At 65.2% G+C, this 22,020-nt stretch carries 13 protein-coding genes; 1 reads left to right on the forward strand and 12 read right to left on the reverse strand.

From position 1 onward, the window contains the following. Nucleotides 1-20: 20 nt before the first annotated feature. From ADADO0_RS03185 to ADADO0_RS03230, 10 genes are all read right to left on the reverse strand, one after another. Nucleotides 21-911 carry an EamA family transporter gene (locus ADADO0_RS03185; protein ID WP_511303643.1) on the reverse strand — a complete coding sequence of 297 codons (891 nt, stop codon included), beginning with the start codon at nucleotides 909-911 and terminating at the stop codon, nucleotides 21-23. 133 nt (nucleotides 912-1,044) lie between these two features. Continuing rightward, entirely contained in the window at nucleotides 1,045-1,659 is a 615-nt protein-coding gene (locus ADADO0_RS03190; protein ID WP_511303644.1) for a hypothetical protein, read from the reverse strand. A 38-nt stretch (nucleotides 1,660-1,697) separates the two neighbouring features. Continuing rightward, nucleotides 1,698-3,017, reverse strand: a complete 1,320-nt coding sequence (locus ADADO0_RS03195; protein ID WP_511303645.1) for a hypothetical protein — start codon at nucleotides 3,015-3,017, stop codon at nucleotides 1,698-1,700. 3 nt (nucleotides 3,018-3,020) lie between these two features. Then, nucleotides 3,021-5,123 carry a PQQ-binding-like beta-propeller repeat protein gene (locus tag ADADO0_RS03200; protein ID WP_511303646.1) on the reverse strand — a complete coding sequence of 701 codons (2,103 nt, stop codon included), beginning with the start codon at nucleotides 5,121-5,123 and terminating at the stop codon, nucleotides 3,021-3,023. Between the two features lie 11 nt (nucleotides 5,124-5,134). Continuing rightward, nucleotides 5,135-6,916: a Kelch repeat-containing protein gene (locus ADADO0_RS03205; protein WP_511303647.1), complete on the reverse strand. Its 1,782-nt coding sequence runs from the start codon at nucleotides 6,914-6,916 to the stop codon at nucleotides 5,135-5,137. After that, complete coding sequence (locus ADADO0_RS03210; RefSeq protein WP_511303648.1) at nucleotides 6,913-10,707, reverse strand: hypothetical protein; 3,795 nt, start codon at nucleotides 10,705-10,707, stop codon at nucleotides 6,913-6,915. Before ADADO0_RS03210 ends, ADADO0_RS03205 begins: the two co-directional genes overlap by 4 nt. Continuing rightward, nucleotides 10,682-11,404 (reverse strand): hypothetical protein, encoded by a 723-nt coding sequence (locus tag ADADO0_RS03215; protein WP_511303649.1) that lies wholly within the window; start codon nucleotides 11,402-11,404, stop codon nucleotides 10,682-10,684. The genes ADADO0_RS03210 and ADADO0_RS03215 overlap by 26 nt, the downstream gene beginning before the upstream one ends. Continuing rightward, on the reverse strand, nucleotides 11,401-12,729 hold the full coding sequence (locus ADADO0_RS03220; RefSeq protein ID WP_511303650.1) for a hypothetical protein: 1,329 nt from the start codon (nucleotides 12,727-12,729) through the stop codon (nucleotides 11,401-11,403). Before ADADO0_RS03220 ends, ADADO0_RS03215 begins: the two co-directional genes overlap by 4 nt. Before the next feature lie 28 nt (nucleotides 12,730-12,757). Then, nucleotides 12,758-15,643, reverse strand: coding sequence for a DUF6603 domain-containing protein (locus tag ADADO0_RS03225; RefSeq protein WP_511303651.1), 2,886 nt, complete (start codon nucleotides 15,641-15,643; stop codon nucleotides 12,758-12,760). Nucleotides 15,644-15,684: 41 nt separating this feature from the next. Further along, nucleotides 15,685-16,641: a hypothetical protein gene (locus tag ADADO0_RS03230; RefSeq protein ID WP_511303652.1), complete on the reverse strand. Its 957-nt coding sequence runs from the start codon at nucleotides 16,639-16,641 to the stop codon at nucleotides 15,685-15,687. An 882-nt stretch (nucleotides 16,642-17,523) separates the two neighbouring features. On the opposite strand from ADADO0_RS03230, the gene ADADO0_RS03235 reads away from it, so the two are divergent. Then, on the forward strand, nucleotides 17,524-18,807 hold the full coding sequence (locus ADADO0_RS03235) for a mechanosensitive ion channel family protein (RefSeq protein ID WP_511303653.1): 1,284 nt from the start codon (nucleotides 17,524-17,526) through the stop codon (nucleotides 18,805-18,807). A 430-nt stretch (nucleotides 18,808-19,237) separates the two neighbouring features. Here the strand turns inward: ADADO0_RS03235 and ADADO0_RS03240 are convergent, their stop codons facing one another. Next, a complete protein-coding gene (locus tag ADADO0_RS03240) occupies nucleotides 19,238-20,062 on the reverse strand; it encodes an aldo/keto reductase (RefSeq protein ID WP_511303654.1) in 825 nt (274 codons plus the stop codon). A gap of 162 nt (nucleotides 20,063-20,224) precedes the next feature. Next, nucleotides 20,225-21,820, reverse strand: a complete 1,596-nt coding sequence (locus ADADO0_RS03245) for a Na/Pi symporter (RefSeq protein ID WP_511303655.1) — start codon at nucleotides 21,818-21,820, stop codon at nucleotides 20,225-20,227. Between the last annotated feature and the right edge of the window lie 200 nt (nucleotides 21,821-22,020).

Here is a 22,020-nt window from a genome sequence, read left to right on the forward strand (position 1 = left end):
GCCGAGCGCGGATAACACGCCTAAGGGACAGTGTCCGGCGTCGCGGCTTTTTGGGCAGAGACGCTGCTGCCTGCGGATGCCGCGATGATGAGGCCAATGGCGAGCCATTGGCTGATCGACAGGTGTTCTCCCAGAAAGATGAGACCGGAGAGTGCGGCAAGGGCCGGCTCTCCGCTCATCAGGATGGAGAAGGTCTGCGTCGGCAGGCGCTTCAGGGCCAGAATTTCCAGCGAATAGGGCAGCGCGCTCGACAGCACGGCGACGCCGAGTGCGGCCGGCAGGAGCGAGAGCTGAAGCATGTCCGCTCCCGCCTGTGCGATGCCCACCGGCATCGCCACCAGGCTTGCAATGATCATCCCCAGCGCGACCGCGACGCTTCCATGGGCCTCCGCGCTTTTCTGGCCGAACAGAATGTAGAGCGCCCAGCAGGCACCGGCCGCCAAGGCGAGGCCTGCGCCTATCAGATCGAGATGCCCGGCCGCGCCATGGAACGGCAGCAGGATGAGTACGCCGACCACCGCCATGGCGACATAAACCCAATCCCTCGCGCGACGCGAACTCGCGACCGCAACGGCGAGCGGCCCGGTGAATTCCAGCGCCACCGCGATCCCGAGCGGAATGCGAGCGAGCGACATGTAGAACAGCAGATTCATGCCGCCCAAAGCGACACCGTAGATCACCAGTGATCGCCAGCCGGTCCGGGAGGGCAGATGCTTCCAGGGCCGCCACACGATCGCGAGGATGATGCTTGCGCACACCAGGCGCATCGTGGTCGCGCCGGCGGGTCCCACGGCGGGAAACAATTGCTTGCCGAGCGCAGCGCCGCCTTGGATCGAGGCCATGGCGATCACGACGCTGATCAGCGCCAGCGTCACGCCGGCCGCCGGCCCGGTTTTGGAAGAAGAAGGCATCGGGGCCGGGGTCCTGGACAATTGCGGCGGAGGAGGACGGGAGGTCTAAGCGCAGCCTCGCAGCCCCGATATAGCGGCCTTCCCGGAGGAGACCAACCTCCGGCCGCCCTGGTCGCGGCCTGTGCCCTCCGTCCTATCGCCCGGCGTAAATGATGAAGGCGAGCAGGACATGGGGCGGTCGAAGGGTCAGCGGGACGCTGAAGCCGTCAGTTGCCATGCTGCGGAGCACCTTTGTGCTCGCCAATGCCGCGTCTCGCTGTTTATCGGTTCTTTCGCCTTTTCCGACATTGCGGGTGTCCGTCAAGACCATTGCCGAGGCGGGCACCAAGCTGCCGCCGTGATCATGCCACGGCAGGTTTTCCAGCTTCAGTTCGATATAGGGCTGCTTGGAGCTTTTGCCGACTACCGCGTAATCCGTCGCGTCGGATTTGTCGCTACTGCCGACGGCGAAGACATTGCGCATGTCTGGTACGGGTCGCCCATCCGAGAGGGTGCCTGTTCCGTCGCAAAGCAACCACCCCTCCGGCAGCCTGAGCGGATCACCGCTCCACATGGCGATGGCGCCCACCGGTACGGTGCCAGGTCCCTTCAGCGTGCCCGTTGCGGTGAGGTCTCCGGAGATGGACAGAGGAGAAGCGATCACTATCGCACCCATGTCGAGCGACATCTGGGTCGGCTCGGCCCACGCCGGCTTCGTACACGCCAGAGCGGCGAGGATGACGCACAAGGCTTGGATACGCGGATGCATAATCACCTCTCCCGTGTTTCGCGGTGCCGGGCGCGACATCAGCGGCCGCCGTAGATGATGAAGGCGACGACGAAATAGGGGGGCCTCATATCGAATGCCTTGGGTGTTTTCTCCCCTTCGGGAGAAATCTTCAGCGTGACCTGACGCGGGGCGGGCGCGGCGACGTTCACCATACCGTCCGGGCCGTCGATCGCGTTCGCGACCGCCTCGAAATTGCCGGCGTCGATGTCGAAGAACCATGTCATGTCGTGGTCGTGCTGCGGGAGTTCCTGCACCGTCAGGACATGGCGCGCCCGCCCGTCCTTCTTGAGATCGCAGGCACTTGTGCCGCTGCACGCGTAGTCCGGATTCTTCGCGTCGTAGCCGACGATGAACCGCCCCCGGAGATCGGGCACCGCGCGACCGTTCGGCAGAATGGTCTTACCGTCGCACAGATGCCAACCCGGCGGTGTTTGCCCGGCTGAGCCGGACCACATCATGATGGCGCCCACGGGCAGAGCCCCCAGCCCCGCAAATCCTTCACCCGATGCGACAATGCCGCCGTTCACGCGAAGGTTGGCAGCGACCGCGACGCGATCGTCAGAAACAATCAGCTGGTCCACGGGCAAGGCTGCAGAAACTGTCTGTGGCGATGCCCGGCGATTTCCGGTGAAGATGATGTAGGCCAAAACATAATATGGCGGCCGGATATCGAAGGCCTTGCCGTCTCCTTCGGCCTTGAGCCGGATGCTGCTTGCAGTGACGGGTTTTGCAACATTTCGCCAAGAGAGGATCTTGTTAAAAAAGCCTCCCGTGTCGGTCATGACCGCTGTGTTTCCCCTCGATTGCTGAAAGCCCAGGTCGTTGCCTTGCTGATCGGCGACGCGCACGCCGTGGCTATGCACCGGCATTTCCGCCCGCGTCAGCGTGTGCGCCTTCTCGCCACCCCTCCGGAGCATGAAGGCGTGGGGGACGGCGGGATCGTATCCCATGACAAACTGGCCGCTGAGGTCGGGAACCCGTTTCCCGTCCGCCAGCGAGCCGTTCCCGTCGCAGAGCGCCCAACCTTCGGGCAATTTCTGCGGATCGCCGGACCACATGACGATGGTGCCGACCGGGACCGCGCCTTTCCCGGAGATCAGCCCAGGCGCGGGCACATCGACCGCACCCGAAACGGTCAGCGAGCCGTTCATGGTGACGCCGTTCGCGTCGATCACCAGCGGGCTCTGCGCCCGCGCAGCGCAGAGGAGAGCGAGGGTCGCGCCCAGCATAATCACAGTGACATTTGCTGATCTGCTCCTTGAGGCCATGGTGTTCAGCTCCGAGCGTATGAGGCTTAATCCGCCGGCCGTTTTGGCTGCGACCGACAGTGCATCCATCGTTCAAAATCCCACGCGCGCGTTCAGCCGGCCGCCCTTGGGTATGCGCAGGCCCGGCCCGAAGATGATCATCTTCCCGGAGACCAGCCGGATGCGCTGGCCGGCCATCAAGTCGAATGGGACAGGGGTGTCGCACTGTGAGGCGACGGCGCACAGCAGAACGGTGTCTTGAGCCCGGAACAGCGTGCCGTCGTTATCCCTCAGCGTCTGCCCATCCACCATCAGGACAGCGCTTGCGGCCGCGAAGGCATCGGGGACGATGCGCAGAAGCGAGGGGCCAAGACCTGTATTGTAGACGCTGCCGTCTGGCGCCAGCATCAGGCCGGACGAAAGCCCCTGGATATCCGACTGGCTGCACCGCACGGACGCCAGGACAGGCCCCATAGCGGCGATCACCCAGTGTGCCCGCAGAGCGAAGAATTGCCCCGTGTGCGCACGGCTTTCCGCAGGCGCGACCGCGTGAAAATACACCCCGGTGCCATCGCCAATCAGGGTGCTTGCGCGATGCAATTTGTCGACGTCGCATGCGCGACCCGGGCTCTGCGCATCCTGGCTTGCTGTTACAGTCAGGCAGTTGCCTTCCTGCTCGCGGGCCCAACAGAATTGTCCGTCCTTCAGGTAATAGACCTCCTGGCCCTTTCCCACGACCGGCGTGGAAAGGGAGAAATCCCCGCTCTGCGTCATCACCGAATAGCTTGCCGCCGGATTGTCTTCGCAGCCGGTGGATGGCGGGATGATCGCGCCGCTGGCGGGGTTGGGCATGCGATCCGGGTCGTAGAACGCGTTGAGGGCGCTGCCGGTCGGGTCGTGGTCGGTGGCGAAGATGCGTGCTCCGGCCACCACCGGGACAGGCATATTCTCGTTCAAGCCGCGCTTGATCTTCCTGGGTAGCGATTGCCGCCATTTGCAGACGCCTGTGGTGGCATCAAGGGCGAGAATTTGATGCCGAGGGTCGCCAATGAGAACATATGCCGTTCGCCCGTCTTCGCTGAACGCGAGAGAACTCACCGCTTCCGGTACATCGCTTATGTCGTAGTCCCAGAGCGGGCGAAAATCCGGCGCGGCGGCATAGGCCCTGATGAAACGGTTCGTCACCGCGAACAGCGCGCCGTCGGCTCCTATGGTGGGGGCCTGCATGATGATCTCGCCGTTTGCCAGAACAGGCACGTCGCCGGTCCGGATGCGCAGGTCCGGGCGAAGGTCTGCGACCGTGAAACGATTATGTGAGGCAGAGAGCAGGGTTCCCGTCGCGCTCGCGCCAATGAATTTCGGAATGCTTTGGTCCGGCAGCTGTGCGGTGAGGTGCCCGCCTGGATAGTACTGGGTCAGGCCGTATGCACTGTCGCCCTTCTGCGTCGCCGCCACCAACGCGCCGTCGAACAGCAGAGGCGATTGGGGCAGGTGCAGGCTGGTGACACCGGTCATCTCGACGGCGCGATAGCGTGTTGGGCCATAGGCCCCCTCGGGATCGTAGATGCGCCAGTCGGTTCGCCCTGGATGCTGTGGGCCTGCGCGCACCTGCCTCCAATCTCCAGTGCCCGGCATGGAATCCGCCACACGATACGTCAGGATGAGCCGTGGAAGCTTGTCGGTGGGAATTCGCGGTCCTGCTCCACGGATCGCCAGGATCCCGTCGCGCGTCTGCGTCTGAAGGCTCATCGAAACCGTGGGGGCATCGCTTCCCAACGCGGCGGTTAGGGCGCCACACAGAGAAACGCTGCGGAACACCAGTGCGGTGCCCGCCGGCAAGTTCTGCGGCGGCACCAGCAGGCCGGCGATGGTGCCGCCGATGGAGGACAGCAACTCCACAAGCACGCCGGTGCTCTGGTTCGCGCTTTTCTCCCGGCTCATCACCACGCGCAGGCCGCAGGACAGCAACTCTGCTTGGGGCGGCAGCCCTTGAAGCTGGAAGGTCAGGTGCAAGGTGCCGGTCGGCGTCTTGCCGGCGTCGGCGCTGATGATGACTTCCCCGGTGCCCGGCACCTGGGCCTGCGGCAGGCGCGCGGTGGTGAAGGTCTCGGGTGAGCTGGCCGTGGACACATGGGGCTGGGCGAAAAGGACGAAAAGAGCCGTGACTGACACGGTTACGCTTCTGATGGCGCGCATGGTCGGGCTCTCTAGATGAGGATGAGACGACGGAGCCTGGCGTCCTGCGGATCGGCAGGGCTCAACTCCCAGAGAAATATGCTTCCACTGAAGATGGCGCTCGATAGACAGAAGAAATCGAGTTCGAGAAAAATATTATTCGAACTGATGTCGTTCATGCGGATCGGCGCGCCAATCTCCCAAGTGTTTCCCTTCTTGAAGCGGAAGAGTTTCTGCCGATAGCTTTTGCCCGGCTCGTAATAGACGGCGATGGCCGCGACGTCGTCCGGCCTGGAATCCAGAAGGCGACTGTGATCGAACACGGTGCTGGCGCAATATTGCAGCTTCGCCAGACTCTCCGACGTGCTGCGGCCGCCAGCAAATGCGTGATTCAGGTTCGGCAGGCTCTCGTACGCATCGGATTTAGGGTCCCAGCGCAGGACATCATTGTAGGTGAGGCCACCCGGCGTGCCGAACCCGCCCGCGATAATAACGGCGCCGCCCGTGACCGCGGTCCCAAACAGGCAGCGCGGCTTCCATCCCTTGGGCGGTTTGAAGCCTTTCTCTCGCCAGCCCTCCCCGGCCTTGAACGTCCAGATATCACCCAGCGCCCCACCATCCTGTGACCAGCCGCCGATCACCCACAATTCGTCGGCAACAACGAGCACACGATGCCCCATGCGCTTCGGCCATTTCGCGGGCGCCGCATTGATCCAGCGCCGGTCCCTGAGATGGAAGTAGCCGACGCCATTGTCCGGCCTGTCTGGATCGCAACAATCGCCGCCCACCAGCCACAGCTTGCCGTCATAGATCGCCCCCGGCCGGCGGGCAGCGTCGAGCGGGATCCGGGCGGGATCGCCTCTGTCGTTCAGCACCGGCTCCCACATTCCGCTGTCGAAGCCGGTCTTCGTGCTCCAAAGGCTGGCCTGGGGCGTGGGGCTCCCGTGGTGCTGAAGCAGCACATAGAGGATGCCTGCGCCGTCATCGGGATAAATGCCGAGCACGCCCCAATCCAGCGTCCCCGCCGAAGCGGCATCCGGCGGCGAAAAGCAGAGTTCGCTTTCCTGGTAGCGTGATGTCTCGTTGACGCGCACCCGCACCTGCCGGTTGGTGGGATTGTCGTCTTTGGTAACAATCTCGATGTCGCAGGTCTGTGTGATCATGGTGCGCGTCGACCAGGATTTTCGCGCGGCATCCCACGCAGCCGGCGGGCAAGCGAGGGGGGCTGACAATGCGGAAGGCGGCTTGATCGACAATTCGTAGTCACGCCCCGCGATGGGGGCGCCGAGCGCCGGCTCGAACGCGAAGCTGAGCGTGACGGGACCGGCACCGACACGGTTCGCCGGGCTCGCCTCGAGCCGCGTGATCGACAGGGCCTCGCCGCGCTCGACCTTGGTGAGCACGGCGTGGCCGAGCGAGGCGGCACCCTTGCGCAACTCGAATGCGACGAGGCCGGGGAGCGGTCCGACGGCAATGTCCTGAAGCGATAGGGCGAAGCTTCCGCCGGCGGCTACTGTGATCTTCACGATGCCAGCCGAGAGATCGCGCGACATTTCGCGGCCGGTGACTTCGGGCATGCTGTCTTCGCTGCCGAAGGTGTGCTCGACGATGACGATGGTGCGCTCGTTGTCCCTGAATGCGTCAGGTGAAAGTGCGCACAGGTCTTTCGCCCCATTCCCGAGCGGGATGTGGAGATAGAGGTTTCCAGGCCCCGCAGCGGTGATGGAAAACCGCACGCTCTGCTTTCGCCCCGCTGCGATTTCAAGCGGGGACGTGAGCGAGAAAGGCCCATCTGTCACGACGTTAGCGGTCACGGCTTGCCTCCTGTGGTCGGGGGCTGGCGTTTGGGCCGGTATTTCATCCAGCCCTCGAACAGGGATATCGGGCCGGACAGCGACGCGGCTGATTTGAGACCCTGGCTGAGCGGCGTCTCCTCAGCGTCCGCCTGCGCTTCGGGGAAGGAGATGAATGACCAGTCCCCGTGCGTGTCGGTGGGCAGCGGGATATCCAGCGCCAGTTTCGCTTTTCCCCCGGGAAACCGTTCGCCCAGCACCGGTGCGGTCAAGAACGGCACCTCGAAGTCCGCCATCAGGTGCGAAACCAGCGTCGGCGCAAGCCTCACTTCCATGGCCGGCAAGATGCCGCAAACCAGATGGGTGCTGCGCTTGGGGTCCATCAGCAGCGTGATCCGCACTTCGTCGGATTGCTCGCGTCCCGCGTCGAGCTGAAGGTCTATGGCGCACGCGGGGTCGAGATAGTCCTCCGCACTCGGGCGCGCCGGCAACTCCACGTCAGCCCGCGCGCGCAGCGCACGGTAGCCACGGCCGTGGGGTGGGTCGACGAAAGTACCCACCAGCCCGTCCGGTCCGAGCCGCCGGTCGCCCACGCGGGCCTGGATGCGGATGGAGGGGCCGGTCGGCGGCGGGCCATCGCCGATCAGGTTCTCGAGGCTCTGATCGTGCCATGGAGGGCCATCCAGTTCCAGCAACAGCGCCGCGCGTACCAGCGCGAGCGGCTGCCCGGATAGTGCCGACAGCCAGCCTCTATCGGCCGCCGGGGGCGCCTCGTCCTCGAACCTGTCGAGATGATCGCGGAACGACTTGAATGCAGCGGAGGCAGTCTGCTGCGTCAGCGCCACCAGCCCCTCGACGAAGGCGTGCAGGTGCGGGTTGGAGATCTCGCCAAGCTGAGCATCTGGCGCGTTTCCCGCGGCCTGCCGCCGCAACACTGTGTTCCAACGCACCATTTCCTGCCCGCTGGGATTGATCGCCGCCTCGACACTTCCGAGCAGCGCCCCGGTGCGGTCGTAGACCAGCAGGCTGCGGGCGAGGCGGTTGTGGATCACCCAGCCGCAGATCGGATGGGCGTGAACGTCGGTTGCGAAGACCTCTCTCTCATCCCGCTCGGCGTCCAGCCAGCGCACTCTCAGGCGGGCGGGCTGCGTGAGACGCCCGCCGAGCCACGCGGCCGTGGCCCCCGTCATTGGCTGGGATGCGGCGCGCAAGGTTCTGCCGAGTTGCAGGCGCGACTGCCTGTCCGTCAGCTCGCCGCGCGCGATCACGGTGAGGACACGACCGAACGTGTCGACAACCGAAAGCTGCTCCAGCTGGAGAAATCCGTTGCGCGATGGCTCGAACGCCCCGGCTTCCCCACGCGAGTGGGAGAGCAGGGGGCCGACCGAATACTCCTGTATGACCAGCGCGGCGATCTCGTCCACGCGTTCCAGCCCGCCCCGAAGGATCAGCGGAGGAAGTTGGGCGCCGGCATCGCGCATGCCCAGCGCCTCCGTCAGGCCGGAAAGGCTCTGCCCCATCAGCGGCGCGAGCGCGCTTCGCTCAAGGAAGGGCTGGGGGGTGAGCGGAAACGTGCGCTCCAGGTTCGTCGTGGCGAGGCACACGCCTTCGTAAAGCGCACCCTCATCATGACCGGGCGCGACTTCGGCAGGTCGGCGGCAGTCGATGCCATCGGCTTCAAGGTCGTATCGACGGACGCCATCGTCTGGCAGGGGCGTGCGCGTCCAGCGCGCTTTCCACACCAGGAACACCGGCTGTGCGGGCGTATCGGGCTGCCAAGCATGGAATGCCGAAAGCAGGGAGAGTAGCGGCTTGGTGCTGTCGCCGGCGGTGAGCTTGAGGGCCGCGGCCGCACCGTTGAAGTTCGGTTCTGCGGCCGCTGCCAAAAGAGCCGCCACCGCCCGCCCGATTTCGGCCGCTCGCAAGGCGATCTGCTCCGGCCCGGGATTGGGCGCCTCCGCTTGGCAGGCGCAGCGCGCCAGGACGCTGCGCAGGTTGGGGTCCATCATCAGCAGGTCGTGCATGAGGGTGCGGGCGCCGGTATCGGGCGGCAAGGCGTCGCGTGTTGCCTTGATCGCCGGATCGCTTTCCAGCATGGCGCGGGTCGCCAGGATGTGTGGGGCTTTCCCAATGCCACTGACCAATCGTGCCGCGACCTGGCTGTCCAGCCGGCAGGGCAAGGAATGCGCGGCGCCCAGCATCACCGGCGCGGGAATGCCCTTCAGCAACACAAACGGATCGGCGGCGCGCCAGAACCGCGCTGCGGGACGCTCGACGACGTCGCAATCGAGCGCCGCGTCGGCCAAGGCTTGCGCCAACTGCGCCTTGGCAGCCTCACATAGTGATGCCGCCGTGCCCAATTCGTCGTTGAGCGTGCTGAGATCATGGGTGGCGTCGGCGACGCGTTGGTCCAGCGCGAGCCGGATGCGGGCGCGGGATGCGTCCTCCTCCTGGCGGGCGACGGCGTTCTGATATTGCCGCTGGCACCACAGATCGAACACTTCGCGCCGAGCGGCGCTGGCATGACGTTGATTCAGATCAAGTGCCTGCTGGCGCATGTTCAGCGCGGTGAGCAGATCGGAAAGCGCGCGGCTGACCGTCACAAGAGGTTCCGGCTGCGTTTCCGGCCGAGCGCCGCGTCTTGGCCTGCGCGCAAGTTCCCACTGGGAGCCGCCGGGATAGACGGAAAATTCGCTCTGATGGAGGCGCGCCTGCTGTTCCAGCAGCAGGCCCACCCCGTCGAGGAAGCGGTGATTGCGGAAATCGGCCGCGATGGGTCTGCGTTCGGCCAAGGCGGCAAATTGGGCCGTATCCGCGAGTTGCCGTGGGTGGTGTGTGCGATCGAGCGCCAACACCGCCGCCGCCTCCATCAGGCCACGCCCCAGGGCGACATCGATGGTGGAATTGAACGGCAGGCGGGGCGGCGCATCCGGTATCCAGACCACACCGCTCAGCGCAGCGTGGCAGGTGAGGGTGGTGGGGAGGTGGCGGGCTTCACCCGCGCCATGGATTGACCAGCCTTGCTCGTCCATGACGCGCAGCCAATTTGCGCGGTCGACGGCTCCGGCGAGCGGGTCCGCAGCCGGGTCGGAGAACCATCCGGTGAGGAGGTAGGTGCACGATGCTCCCGGACCAAGACCCTCCGCCGTGTCGTGGAAACCGAACACATTGCGGCACGAGGGGTAGAAGGCGGCGAAGCCGAGATTTGCCGGGCCGAAAGCCGTGAGCGTGAAATTCGGCGCCTTCTCCCCTGCGGTATCCGCACCTTCGCCGAAGACGCGTGACCGGCCGATCCAGCAACGCTTCAAGGTGCCGTTTGCAGAGATGAGCCAGGGTGCACCTCCGCTGCTTTCCCGCGCTTGCACGGCATCGCTCTCGATAAGCCAGGACTTGGTGGCGAGGCCGTTGCCGGCGTCGGCGATGAGGCGTGTGACGAGCCATCTGTTGGGCACCGGCGGCTGGCGCAGGTCCGCATCGCCTTCACCCATCTGCGCATCCTGGGGCACGGCGCGCAGATGGGTGAAGGCGGCAGGCAGCGTCCAGTGCAGGTGGATGCCCTTGGTGAGCCGCTTTCGCTTGCCGTCTCCCAATGGCGGCCGCATGGCCACGCCAAGCGCCGCCTCGTCCTCGTCGAACAGGTTCCGGTAGAGCGGCGTGAGATCCATCACGGGCGATCCCGCCGCGCCGACCACCAGTGCTTCCGCCGCCATGGGCACCAGCAGGCGCCAACGCGTCGACGTTATGGCGTCGGGGTGGATGAAGCTACGCCAGTCATCCCGCTCCATCTCAGACGTCATCCAAGTGGAAGACATATTGAAGCTGCGGGGCCAGCAGACACTGCGCGAGATCAGCGGAAGTGCCGCCGGCAACCAGCGCGGAAACATCCAGCCGGCGTGCCGAGGAGGGTTTTGTGACGAAGTGCAGGCCTTCGGGCGGCTGGGTGATTTCCAATGCCGAAATGACGCCATCGGCGAGGCCAAGCAGCACATCCGACGCCGGCCGCTCGAGACGCAACAGGTTCAGTTGATGCTCGGGCGCCAGGTCCGGGGTCGGTCCTTTTCGGAATGCCCGCACCTCCAGCCCCGGCCATCCCGAAAGCAGGCGCGAGCGCAGGATGAAGCCGGTGAAATTGAACGTCGCAAACCCCTGTGCCGTTTCCGGGGTATCCACATTCCCGGCCGGGCGACGCACCGCGCGGGCGGCGGCGATGATCCCGCGCGCGTGGTCGCCTGCCATCGCGGTCTCAAGCAGCAGGCGCCAGTCTTCGCTGCGGCCCACCATGAGTGCACCGCCCAGGAGGGCACTCAGCCATTGTGGGTCGATATGGAAGAATTTCAGGCTTTCCGGCTTCAGCAGCGCGGCGTCCGCCACCAGATAGGAGAACGGCACGCCATGCAGCAGCAGAAGGCGGCCGAGGAAGCCGCTCACCGCATCCGGCAATTGGGGCGGCGTGTCGGCGTGGCGGATGAAGTCGGGCGCCTTCAGTTCGTGCAGGAGATCGCCGGTCATGCGGGCGCCCCCGGCGGAGCCTTGCTGCCGCTGAACATCTCCAGGATCACCGATGTCAGCAGACCGTTCCGTAGGATTTCCGCCGCCTGCTGGGTATCCAGCGAGATGCCCTCGGCGGCCGGATGCAGGGCCGCGAAGGCGGCCTTTACATCGGCCATCGCCTGATCGCCGAAGCTGTCCCTGCGCCAGCGGAACATGGCCTGGATGAATTCAGGCGACTGGAGCGCCAGCAGCCGGCCGAGTTGCCATGCGGCGGCGTAGGACACATCGAAAAGTCCCGTGTCCCGGTCGAATTGCAGCGCCTCGTCGGCGCTCAGGTAGAGCCTGGGCTGGCTCTGTGCAGGGATCGGCACCGGCGAGAACGGCCCGCGATACCAGGAGACGGTGCGATCTCCATGCCGTAGCGCGTGGGGCAACGGCACATGCCCAAGCGACAGGGCGGTCTCCACGGCCGGATGGCTCATCTGGACGGGATCGGCACGCAGCCAGGCGTTCCCAGCAGCGTTCCCGCCGTTCAGATTGCCCACCATCTCCTCAAAATTCCGGCCGCCTGATACGAACGACCACTGCGCCAGGACCACGAGACGCACCGGCGCGCGCGTCGGCATGCTGTTTTCCAGAAGCGCGGCGTGGCCCTCGAACGAGACCAGAAGCGCGGTCTGGCGGGCGTCCGCGAGAATGCGGCGGTCGCAGATGACTACGGAGAACGACCCGTCTCCAATCCCCGGAACATCTTCCTTGTCGCCGGTCTCGACGTGCCGCACATGGGCGAGCAGGCTCAACGTGGTCATGGACGGTGCCACGCTCGCGAAAAGCTCAGCGGGTATGTCGATGGTGGTGCAGCGGGCCGCCTGTGCGTCTGCCGGCGTCTCCTCCCACGGATCAAGGGCGATGTCCGGACAGCGGATCGCGCCGCCTGCCGCAACCTTCTCATCCGGCGGGTCTTTCAGAACGCCCGTGTAGCTGCGCTGCGCGAGCGATGTCAGCGCCAACTCGTCGGCGTCGAACAGGAGGAGCCCGAGCCATGGCGCGGGCGTGTCTGTCTTGGCGGGACCACGCAGCCACGGCGTGTTTTTGTTGCGCAGGACGACGTGGGCGAGCGTATCCTGATAGGCGCCGGATTGGCCGTCCGGCGGATAGAGTGAATAGACCTCCCCTGGCGCGAGCGCGAAGCGGGGCGCCTGCACATGAAAGGGCAAGGCCGCCCGCGCGTTCACGTCTTCCGTCTGATCCGGTGCGTAGACGACGCTCTGGGTGGCTTCGACCTGATATGGCCCCGCCTTGAAAGCCGGCTCGGAGCGCGCGGCGAACCTGGTGCGCATCATCTCGCCTTTCGTCTGCGGCGCGCCGTCATCAGGCGGCCGCGCGTTCGGGAAAGGCTTCGCCCATGCGCACCAGCAACGGCACGCCCAGAAGCCCGCCGGCAGCCATGTTTCCTAGCCTGCCGAGGTCGGGCGCCACGGTGTCGGTTGCTGCGAGAAAACCGGCGGATCGGAAGGCCGCGACAACCTCGGGGGGCGGCGCCTTGAGCGCCTCGCGGAACGCCCGCTCCGGCGCCAGCGCGACATCAGGGGCACGAAACGTATAGGCGCGCGGCAATCGGGCCACGCGGATCACGGCGCTTCGGGTTTCGGCGGTGGCGACCTTCGTGCCCTTGTCGTTGCAGGGGCGCGGCAGGATTTCGACGGTGGAAATCGCGTCCGGCAGAACCCGCGCCTCCAGCCGCTCAGCCTCGGCGCCCGGCGCGGGCAGGGGGCTCCAGAGGGCCTCGGGCACCGCGGAGCGGGACACACGGTAGGTCATCGCCACGGCTTTTCCGGCGCGGGTGACTGTGACCACCAGCTCCGAGCGATAAGCACGCACGTCCATGGGGCGGATGCCGAAGGCGGGGCCGGTTGCCAGCTCGCCGGCGGGCGTTCTCACCTGCGTCGGCGGCACGAAGCATGAGAGGGCGATGCGCAATTCGTTCGGGTCGACGACGGCGAGGGCGGTCTTGCTCCCCTCGCGATGCTCATGCCGCATGCCGCCTGCGAGGACGATGTCCAGCGGGCGCGGCGGGGCGCTTGGAGTGGGCCTGGGAAAGAATTTCTCCGCAAACTGTTGCCAGGTCAGGGGCGGCACCTTCGTGGGAGCACCGTTGGCGCCGATGGGAATGGTGATGGACATCGCCCCGAGATCGGCCTTGGCTTCTCCTGCGAACGGGGGACCCCAGACGCGGAACTGAACGCCCATCTCGAAGCTAAGGGTCTGGGAGATGCCGAGCACGCTGACCACCACCCGCGCGCCCAGGCGCACCTGTAGGCGGGCTTCATACTGGAACGGCTCCCAGCCGATCAGCAGGTCGAGGCTCATGTCGAACCAGGCGTGCACGGAGCCGGAGCGGTAGACCGCGCTAAGGCGCCCGCCGGCCATGATGAAGGAGGGGGTGAGAGCGAAATAGACCCGGCCCTCGATCGCGACGCCCTGCTTCGGCATCAGCCAGGAGAGGCCGATGCGCGGCACGCGGGGATAATGGGCCGGAACCGCGAATTTCGGGTGGTATCCGCCGAATGTGACGACGAAGTCTCCGGCGTGATTGTCCTTTGCCAACAGCGGGTTGGTGGGGTTGAACCAGACATTGAAGGCGAAGCCGCCGGTCAGCTTGCAGTTGCGACTGAAAAGGAACGAATTTTCGGTCAGCACCGCCATGATCGAGAGCACGCCCTCGTCCGGTGAGAAGCGCGCCTTGAGGGCCATTTCGATCTGGATGAACGGAGCATCAAGGCCCAGCGGCTGGCGCAGGATGGCGAGGCCCAGCAGGGCGATTTCGAAGCGGGCGCCGAAGGCGACGGTGACCAGGGCGAACCCGTCGATCAGCTTGAACGAGGTGAATTTAACCCCGGCGGCAAGCCAGTATTGGCCGGGGGCGGGCGGGAAGGCGTCCAGCTTAGAGATCAGCGCGCCGGTGCCGCCCGCCGCCGTGCCGGAATCGCCCATCACCATGGAAACCAGGGGGAATTCGTGGACCTTGTCGACCGGCGGCAGCACCAAAACGCGGTTGTAGCCGAACCCTGCCGCGAGGCCCTGGACCAGGAAGGCGGGCGGGCCGCCGATGGTCCCGAGATAAGCGCCGAAGATGAAGAAGGATGGCTTGCCGGCAACCAAGGCATAGGAGCCGATGGCGCTCAGGCTCATGGCACTGGTGCGGATCACCGCCGCGCCGGAATAGGAAATCTCCTCTCCCTGCAAGGACTTGAGGAGGGCGCCGCCGATCGAGACTGGCCCGCGCTTCAGGTCGAGGGTGAGGCCGTCGAGTGCGAAATCCAGGTCCTGGAAGGCGAGGGTGGTGAGCTTGGATGGCGGGACCCTGACCGCAAGTCCTGACAGCCCGACCTTGAGGCCGAGGAGATCGACGCCGGCGTCCAGCAGCACGCCGATTTTGCCCTGATGCCACTCGCCGCCGATGCGGCGCAGGTGGAGCGGGCCGTAGGTTTTATCGATGTCGCGCCAGTAGCGCAGGCGGCCGTCGGTCTTCTCGGATTCCACCTTAGGTGTTGATCCGTCAGAGATTTCCGCCGGCAAGGGAGGTGGCCCTTCGGCGGGAAAATCCAGGCTGGCGCCGGATGTTTCGCCGCCGAACCGTGCCGAGAAGGACAGGCCCTTGCCGAAGCGCCGGGGCCCGCCGCCGGGCGATCCGAACACAGGCTCGGTGGTGATGATGTCGTCGGCCGCCCAGTAAATTCCCAGATTGTCGATCCGCGCCTCGCCAAGGAATTGAGCAATGATGCCGCTTTGTGCGCCTATGCTGGCGAGGGAAATGGGGGTCTTGGTGAACACGCCGGCCAGCAGGCGGGTGGGCTGGGGCGGCTTCGAGATGGGGGGCGGCGCCGGGAGGCAGGCGACCACCAGGCCGACCTTCAACGGCATGTCGGCGCTCAGTTTCAGGTCCAGGGTGGTGCTCGCCATGACCAGGCCGGAGGCGGAATCGTAGGCCACCTCCAGGCCGTTCACTGCTAGATTCGGCATTAGATCTGGGTCGTGTAAGGCACCTCCAACAGGTAGATCTGGACGCATGGCGGTGACGATTTGGGCGATCGTCCACGCGCCCGCGATCTTGCCGGTGAATCGCCATGCGGGGTCCGCCCCGGTGACCAGCCGAACCGCCATCTGCCACGCCATCGGGCGGGCGCCTGCCCCCAGCTCGCCCTCCAGGATCAAGGCGAGTTCGGTCCGGGTATCGGATGCGGAGGTGTCGCTCATGGAGTGTCGCTCATGGGGGATGTCCGCCGCTGGGCGCTGGATCAGCCGCCGGCCAGTTGCTCTCCCGAGGCGATGCCCTTGGACTCGGCGGAGGCCGCGATCGCCAGATCATTCCCGGCCGCTCCGACCACCTTGGCCTTGATGGCCAGCACGGTCCCGGCGCCCCCGGCCTCGTAGCTGAACTGGGCGATGTCGGCGTTGGCGGACGCGGTGAGGCCGTCCACCAGCTTTTTGATCGTCTCCTGGAGGGTTGCCTCGATCTTGGTGGTCTCACCCGTCTCGGCGCCGGCCGTGAAGGTCCAGATGGTCTTGCCGAGCGTGATCGTGCTCTGGTCCGCCGGCTGATCGGCGAAGGTGATGGTGCCGGATGCGTAGGAGGGTAGGGCGGGGATCTCGGTACGCTCCGGCGGGTTCGTGTCGTCGGCCGGTGTGCTGGTGATCAGCAGGCTGATCTTCTTCAGCTTCATGCTGGGCAGCAACTCCATGTCCGAGTTGAACTGGATGGCGATGCCGAATTTGTATTTGTTGACCTCCTTGCCCTCGACCTTCTTCTGGTCGATCAGCAGGTCGGTGAGAATGAGGTCGGCGGTGAGCGCCGTGGTCAGCATCTCGACCATGCTGTCCGGCACCTTGGCCACATCCTTCAGGTGGGTTTTCACCGCAGTCAGGGCCGCGACCTTTTCCGGATCAGCCGTTGGCTTCTGAATCGCCGCAGTGAAGTCCGTTGCGGTATATTCAACCGATCCATTCTTGATCGGCCCCAGCAACCCCACCTGGGTCTTGAACGACGTGTTGAGCCACATGCCAAAGGTGACGGGCGAGCCGAGCTTGGCTTCCCTGTTCAGCTGAAGGAAGAAGCTGTCGCCGAAGACACCTTCGACCGCGACCGGCTTGTTGTCGATGTCGACATCGGCCCGCAACGCAACGGTGGTCTTGTTGCCGGTGGCGGGATTGGCGCCCGCTTTTGCAGTGGGTTTAACGCTCGGTTTTGTCGACATCTTCCCCTCCACCGACTGATGAACCGATTGCCAGCACCGGCGCCTCTCGGGCGTCCTGCGGTGTGGGCACACGTCCGCGTTGACGGGCGCGTCCTTCGACGCTCCCGAATGATTTTCGGCATGGCGCATCGCACGGCGCGAAACGCTCCGTGGCACCCGATCAATCCTGAAATGTGTTCCCCGACCCGCACCATCCCGCGCCGCAGGACGCCTTAAGACATCCGGCGGGGGCAACAGTGCGATATATGCATCAATAAGGGGAGAAATATAAAAATACAACCAATTATTGTCGATGCGTGCATCGCGCGCACGCTGTTGCGGGCGTTGCGTTATTCCCCCTGGCTTGCGGTGCGCTCCCTCTCCCGCTTGCGAGAACGCTGAGAAAGGGAAGACACGCCATTCGCGGAAAATGCGAGAACTCTTACGGCCGTCATGGCCGGGCTTGTCCCGGCCATCCACGCGGTTCCGCCGGAGAAAGCCTCGCCACATCGTTCTTGCCGCCCGGCGTGGATGCCCGGGACGAGCCCGGGCATGACGGCAGTGAGAACATTTTCAACGCCCCGCAACGTTTCGCAGGGCTTTCGCAAGCGAGAGAGGGCTTTTCCCGCTGCCTGCGATGTGGCTCGCGTCGAACCGCGACGCCTTCGCCTCAGTGGCGTTGGGATCGGGCGTGGGTTGTGGCTAGATGGCGGTCGGGGTATCGCCGGAGCGGATGGGGGCGAGACCGGGCGGCGATGATCGATTGGAGAAGCTATCCATCCGCGTCTCGTGCGGCCCGGCGTCACGAGACGCTTATGATCCGCAGGCTGTGTTTCTGATGCTTCAAATCAAACGTTTGTAAGTCAATCGTCCTTAGAGAAAATCATCCACAAGAGAGACGAGATGTCCCTGAGTGACAATATCGATCACGTCCATCGCATCATTGGCGGTGTCGTTGCCTCGGTGGGCGCACCGGTCGTGAATGTCTTCACGGACGTGGTGGATTTTCATTTTGATCGGTTGATTATCGCTTTGGTGCTGTTCGCGATATTTTTCTCCCTGCGCCGCCCCATCGCCCATTTTCTGTTCTTTTGCGCCGGGCGGATCTTCAGGTTCGAGAACAGCGAATTCCGCCAGAAGCTCGGCGGCGCCCTGAAGGGGCCGGTCGAGTTGCTGCCTGTGGCGGTCGGGACGTTTCTCGCCTTCCAGGCCATCCAGCCCGACACCAGCGGCGCGACTGCCCGGTTTGGCGATCGGACGGTGGGAACGCTGTTCATCGTGGTGGGCTATTGGGCGCTCGTCGCCCTGATTGAGCCGATCATTGAGCACCTGCGGCCGCGCGCCAGCACCTTGACGGACTCGGTGGTCGATTGGGCGCGCAAGGCGCTGAAATGCGTCGTGGTGTTCTTCGCGATCGCGGCGGTGCTGGAGGAGTGGGGGATCAGGGTCGGCCCGCTTCTGGCCGGCATGGGCATCGCCGGCGCCGCCATCGCCCTGGGCGCCCAGGCGCTGTTCAAGAATCTGATTTCCGGTGTCCTGATCCTGCTGGAAGAGCGCTTTCAGTATGGCGATTGGGTCAAGGTTGAGGGCGTCATCGAAGGGACGGTGGAGAGCATCGGCTTCCGCTCGACGCGCATCCGCCAGTTCGACGATTCCGCCGTGCAGGTGCCCAATTCCGACCTCGCGGACAATGCCGTCATCAATTACAGCCAGATGCGGCGTCGCCGGATCTATTGGGTGATCGGCGTTCCCTATTCCTCGACGATCGATCAGTTGAAGCAGATGCGCGATGGCATCGAAACCTACATCCACACCAGCGAGGATTTCGTTTCCTACAAGATGGCGTCGACCTTCGTGCGGATCGATTCCTTTGGCGCATCGGCCATCAACATCATGGTCTATTGCTTCACGAACACCACGCATTGGGGTGAATGGCTGCTGGTGAAGGAGCGTCTTGGCTACAAGATCATGGAGATCGTCGAGGGCGCGGGGTCTAGCTTCGCTTTCCCCTCCACCTCGCTCTATGTGGAAACCCTGCCGAACGACAAACCAGACCTGTTCCTGCCGCCCGAAGGCAACCGCCCGCGCGTCGAGCCGGCCGCGACTGCCGCAGAAGTGCAGTCGCCGCTTCAGGGAGCGCCACCGCACCCGGCCGCCGCCAAGGCCGCCGCGCCTTCGGGCCGATAAGGGCTGCGCTATTCCCTCTCCGGGGCTTGCGAGAGCTTTGCAAAAGCCGGATCCCGCACGTCCCGAAAAGCATTGTAATGCTTGTTTTCACCTCTCCCCGAGGGGGAGAGGTCGGCTGCGAAGCAGACGGGTGAGGGGGCTCCAGACGTGCAGAACGGAGAGGGTTGCCCCCTCACCCCGACCCTCTCCCCCTCGGGGAGAGGGGGCTATAGCGCCGCTACTGAGTATTGCGCGAACCGCCCGTAGTTCCCTCCCGCTTGCGGGGGAGGGGTAGGGAGGGGGAATTAGTGAGAAATGGGCAGGGGACAGAGTCTCTTATGATGCTCCTTGCCCCCTCCCCAACCCTCCCCCGCAAGCGGGAGAGGGGGAGATCTTGCATAACGCGACAGCCCCACAGTGAGAGGCTAGATCGCTTTTGGCGGCCAACCGATCAAACGGCGTCGAAATCCGGTGCGAAGGGCGGGCGGACGAAACGCTGGTCTTTCGGCAGGGCGGCGATGGCCGCGCGGTCTTCGTCGTCGAGGGTGAGCTTCAGCGCGTCCAGATTGGCCTGCTGGCTTTCCGCGCGTCCGGCCTTGGGGATGGCGATGACGCCGTCCTGATCCATCAGCCAGGCAATCGCCACCTGAGCCGCGCTCGCACCGTGCTTGGCACCAATGGCGGCAAGGGTCGGGTCGTTCGCGGCGCGGCCCTGCGCCAGCGGCGCATAGGCGGTGAGCGGGATGTTCTTGCTGCGCAAATAGGCCAGGAGCGGCGTCTGCGACAGGAAGGGATGGTACTCGACCTGCAGCGCAGCGATGGGCGCGCCGATCTCGTCCACCGCGGTGCGGATCATCGGCAGGTTAAAGTTGCAGACGCCGATTGAGCGGGTCAGCCCCGCGTCGCGCAGCGCCACCAGGGCTTCCAGCGTCGCGGCCATGTCCATGTCCTTGGAGGGCCAATGGATCATGTAGAGGTCGACGTAGTCGAGGCCCAGCTTGCCCAGGCTGATGTCGAACGCCTTGCGCAGGGCATCGGGCGCGAGCTGGTCGTGCCACACCTTGGTGGTGACGAAAAGTTCGTCGCGGGCAACGCCGGATGCGGCAAGGGCGTCGCCGACGGAGGCCTCGTTATCATACATCGCCGCCGTATCGATGTGGCGATAGCCGAGCGCGATGGCGCTCTCTACGGCCGGCTGGGCTCCGTTGCCCGGCATGCGGAATGTACCGTAGCCGAGGCGTGGGATGGCGACGCCCTGAGTCGTGATCGTATCCATGATGATTATCCTTCAGACGAGCGTCGGCCGATGGGACTGTCGAGGCGAAGATCCTGGCCGCGCGAGCCTATGACGATCCCCTCCTAGCACGCCGCGGCTTTGCGCCGCCACGCTCCAGCGGGTCTTCGCACCATGTTTTGAGATCACCTGAGTGAGGTGCGCTCAGGCGGGTTGGAGATCGCTGTCGTCCAGGCCGGCGCGCTTGGTCAGGGCGAGGCGATGGGTGAGCCAGAGCGCGCGCTCGAACAGGCTCAGGCTGGCCAGCAGGCGGCGGGCGCCTTCGCCCGTGCCAAGCGGCGTGGTGGAGAGCGCGCGGCGGATGCGGTCCAGGGTTTCGCTGCGGTCGGCGGTCATGGCGATGACGAGATCGAGTTCTTCCTGCGATCCATCCTGCGCGTCGGACAATTCAAAGATGATGGTGCGCAACGCCTCGCACAGATTGAAGGCGAGGGGCGGGGGCGGGGAGAACTCGTCGATCAGGCTGGCAAATTCGTTCAACGTATCCTGCAAGGTGCGCAGCACGTCCTGGCGTTCCTGGAGGTGCAGGGCAAAGTCCAGGTCCTCGCGCAGCAGCCCGCGATCGATCAGCTCCACCACGAAGTGAACGGTGGCGCCAGAGATCGTGGAGGCCCCGCGCCAGGAGATCGCGCGCATTTTCGCTTCGTTGGGGTCGTGCTGGTCGAGGTCGGGAAGCAGATCGGGGAGATGCTTGACCAGCCGGTCGGTCTCGCGCGCGGCGAGGTCGAGGGCGGTCGAGGGATCGGCCAGCGCCTCGTCGGTGATGAAGTGCGGGCGCGAGACGTGGTCTTCCCGGCTGGGCGGGCTGAATTTGCGGACGATGCGTTCGGTGGTGCCCCAGAACAGCGTCACCGCGACCGCGCCGGTCGCCTGGAGCATCAGGAAGATGACCGAAATGCAGAAGGAGACGCCGTGCTCCGCCACCAGATCGAACATCACCAGGTCGAAGATGCCGAGCGCCTCGCCGGCGGCCCAGAGGGCAAACACCACGACGCAGCCGATCACCTTCACCAGGATGTGGACGAAGCAGAGCTGCTTGCCGGTGCCCTTCAGCGCCCCCGCCGAGATCAGCGTCGCGATGCCGGAGCCGAAATTCGCCCCGACGACGATGAAGAAGCTCAGCTCAAGATCAATCATCTCCGCCCGCACGGCGGCGACGCAGAGGATCGCGGCCATGGAAGAGGACTGGGTAACGATCGCGACCGCCACGCCGATCAGAAAACCCACCAGCGGTGTTAAGCCGGAAAACAGGAATGCGGCGTCGTTGATGGAGACGCCCTGCGGCGCCCCCTTGATGAAATCCAGGCCGAGGAACAGCAGGGACAGTCCCAGCGCCACCGCCATCCACTCGCGCCGCGCCGGGGTGCGGTCGATCTTGAACTGGTAGCAGAGCCCCACCAGGGCGACGAGGTAGAGAACCGCGACCTTCAGATCGATGGCGGCGATGAACACCAGGGCGGATGTGCCGACATTCGCGCCCGCCACCACGGCGATGGCATCGCGGGTGGTGAGCGCACCGCCGCGCACCAGGTTCGCGACGATCAGGGTGACGGCATTGCTGGATTGGGCGATGGCGCCGGTCAGCGCGCCGCAGGTGAAGCCGGTGATGCGCGATCGCGTGGCGCGCTTCAGCAGCGCGCGCACCCGCCGGCCCATGGCCTGCTGAAGATGCGCGCTCATCAGCTTCAGGCCGACGAAAAGAAGCCCCAGGCCTGCCAGCAATTCAGCCAGAACGAGCATTCACACCCTCGAAAAACCACTGCGATGGTGGCTTCATAGCGCCTCTGCGCCGCCGCGTCGCCACGCCGGTCCGGACCCCGGAACGAAGCGTTGAAATCGTTTGATTTTATCTCTCGCCGACGGAGCCGGCGGCATGGTCCCGCCCCCGCACGCAGACAGCACCGACACAAGCAAAGGGGGAGGTGATGGCTCACCTCCCC

The organism is Aquabacter sp., from assembly GCF_965279295.1.
Taxonomy (GTDB): Bacteria; Pseudomonadota; Alphaproteobacteria; order Rhizobiales; family Xanthobacteraceae; genus Aquabacter.

Excerpts from the sequence above, each read along its gene's own strand:
- ADADO0_RS03185 (WP_511303643.1), bottom strand. The coding sequence starts at position 911 with ATGCCTTCTTCTTCCAAAACCGGGCCGGCGGCCGGCGTGACGCTGGCG.
- ADADO0_RS03190 (WP_511303644.1), bottom strand. The coding sequence starts at position 1,659 with ATGCATCCGCGTATCCAAGCCTTGTGCGTCATCCTCGCCGCTCTGGCG.
- ADADO0_RS03195 (WP_511303645.1), bottom strand. The coding sequence starts at position 3,017 with ATGGATGCACTGTCGGTCGCAGCCAAAACGGCCGGCGGATTAAGCCTC.
- ADADO0_RS03200 (WP_511303646.1), bottom strand. The coding sequence starts at position 5,123 with ATGCGCGCCATCAGAAGCGTAACCGTGTCAGTCACGGCTCTTTTCGTC.
- ADADO0_RS03210 (WP_511303648.1), bottom strand. The coding sequence starts at position 10,707 with ATGTCTTCCACTTGGATGACGTCTGAGATGGAGCGGGATGACTGGCGT.
- ADADO0_RS03215 (WP_511303649.1), bottom strand. The coding sequence starts at position 11,404 with ATGACCGGCGATCTCCTGCACGAACTGAAGGCGCCCGACTTCATCCGC.
- ADADO0_RS03220 (WP_511303650.1), bottom strand. The coding sequence starts at position 12,729 with ATGATGCGCACCAGGTTCGCCGCGCGCTCCGAGCCGGCTTTCAAGGCG.
- ADADO0_RS03225 (WP_511303651.1), bottom strand. The coding sequence starts at position 15,643 with ATGAGCGACACCTCCGCATCCGATACCCGGACCGAACTCGCCTTGATC.
- ADADO0_RS03230 (WP_511303652.1), bottom strand. The coding sequence starts at position 16,641 with ATGTCGACAAAACCGAGCGTTAAACCCACTGCAAAAGCGGGCGCCAAT.
- ADADO0_RS03235 (WP_511303653.1), top strand. The coding sequence starts at position 17,524 with ATGTCCCTGAGTGACAATATCGATCACGTCCATCGCATCATTGGCGGT.
- ADADO0_RS03240 (WP_511303654.1), bottom strand. The coding sequence starts at position 20,062 with ATGGATACGATCACGACTCAGGGCGTCGCCATCCCACGCCTCGGCTAC.
- ADADO0_RS03245 (WP_511303655.1), bottom strand. The coding sequence starts at position 21,820 with ATGCTCGTTCTGGCTGAATTGCTGGCAGGCCTGGGGCTTCTTTTCGTC.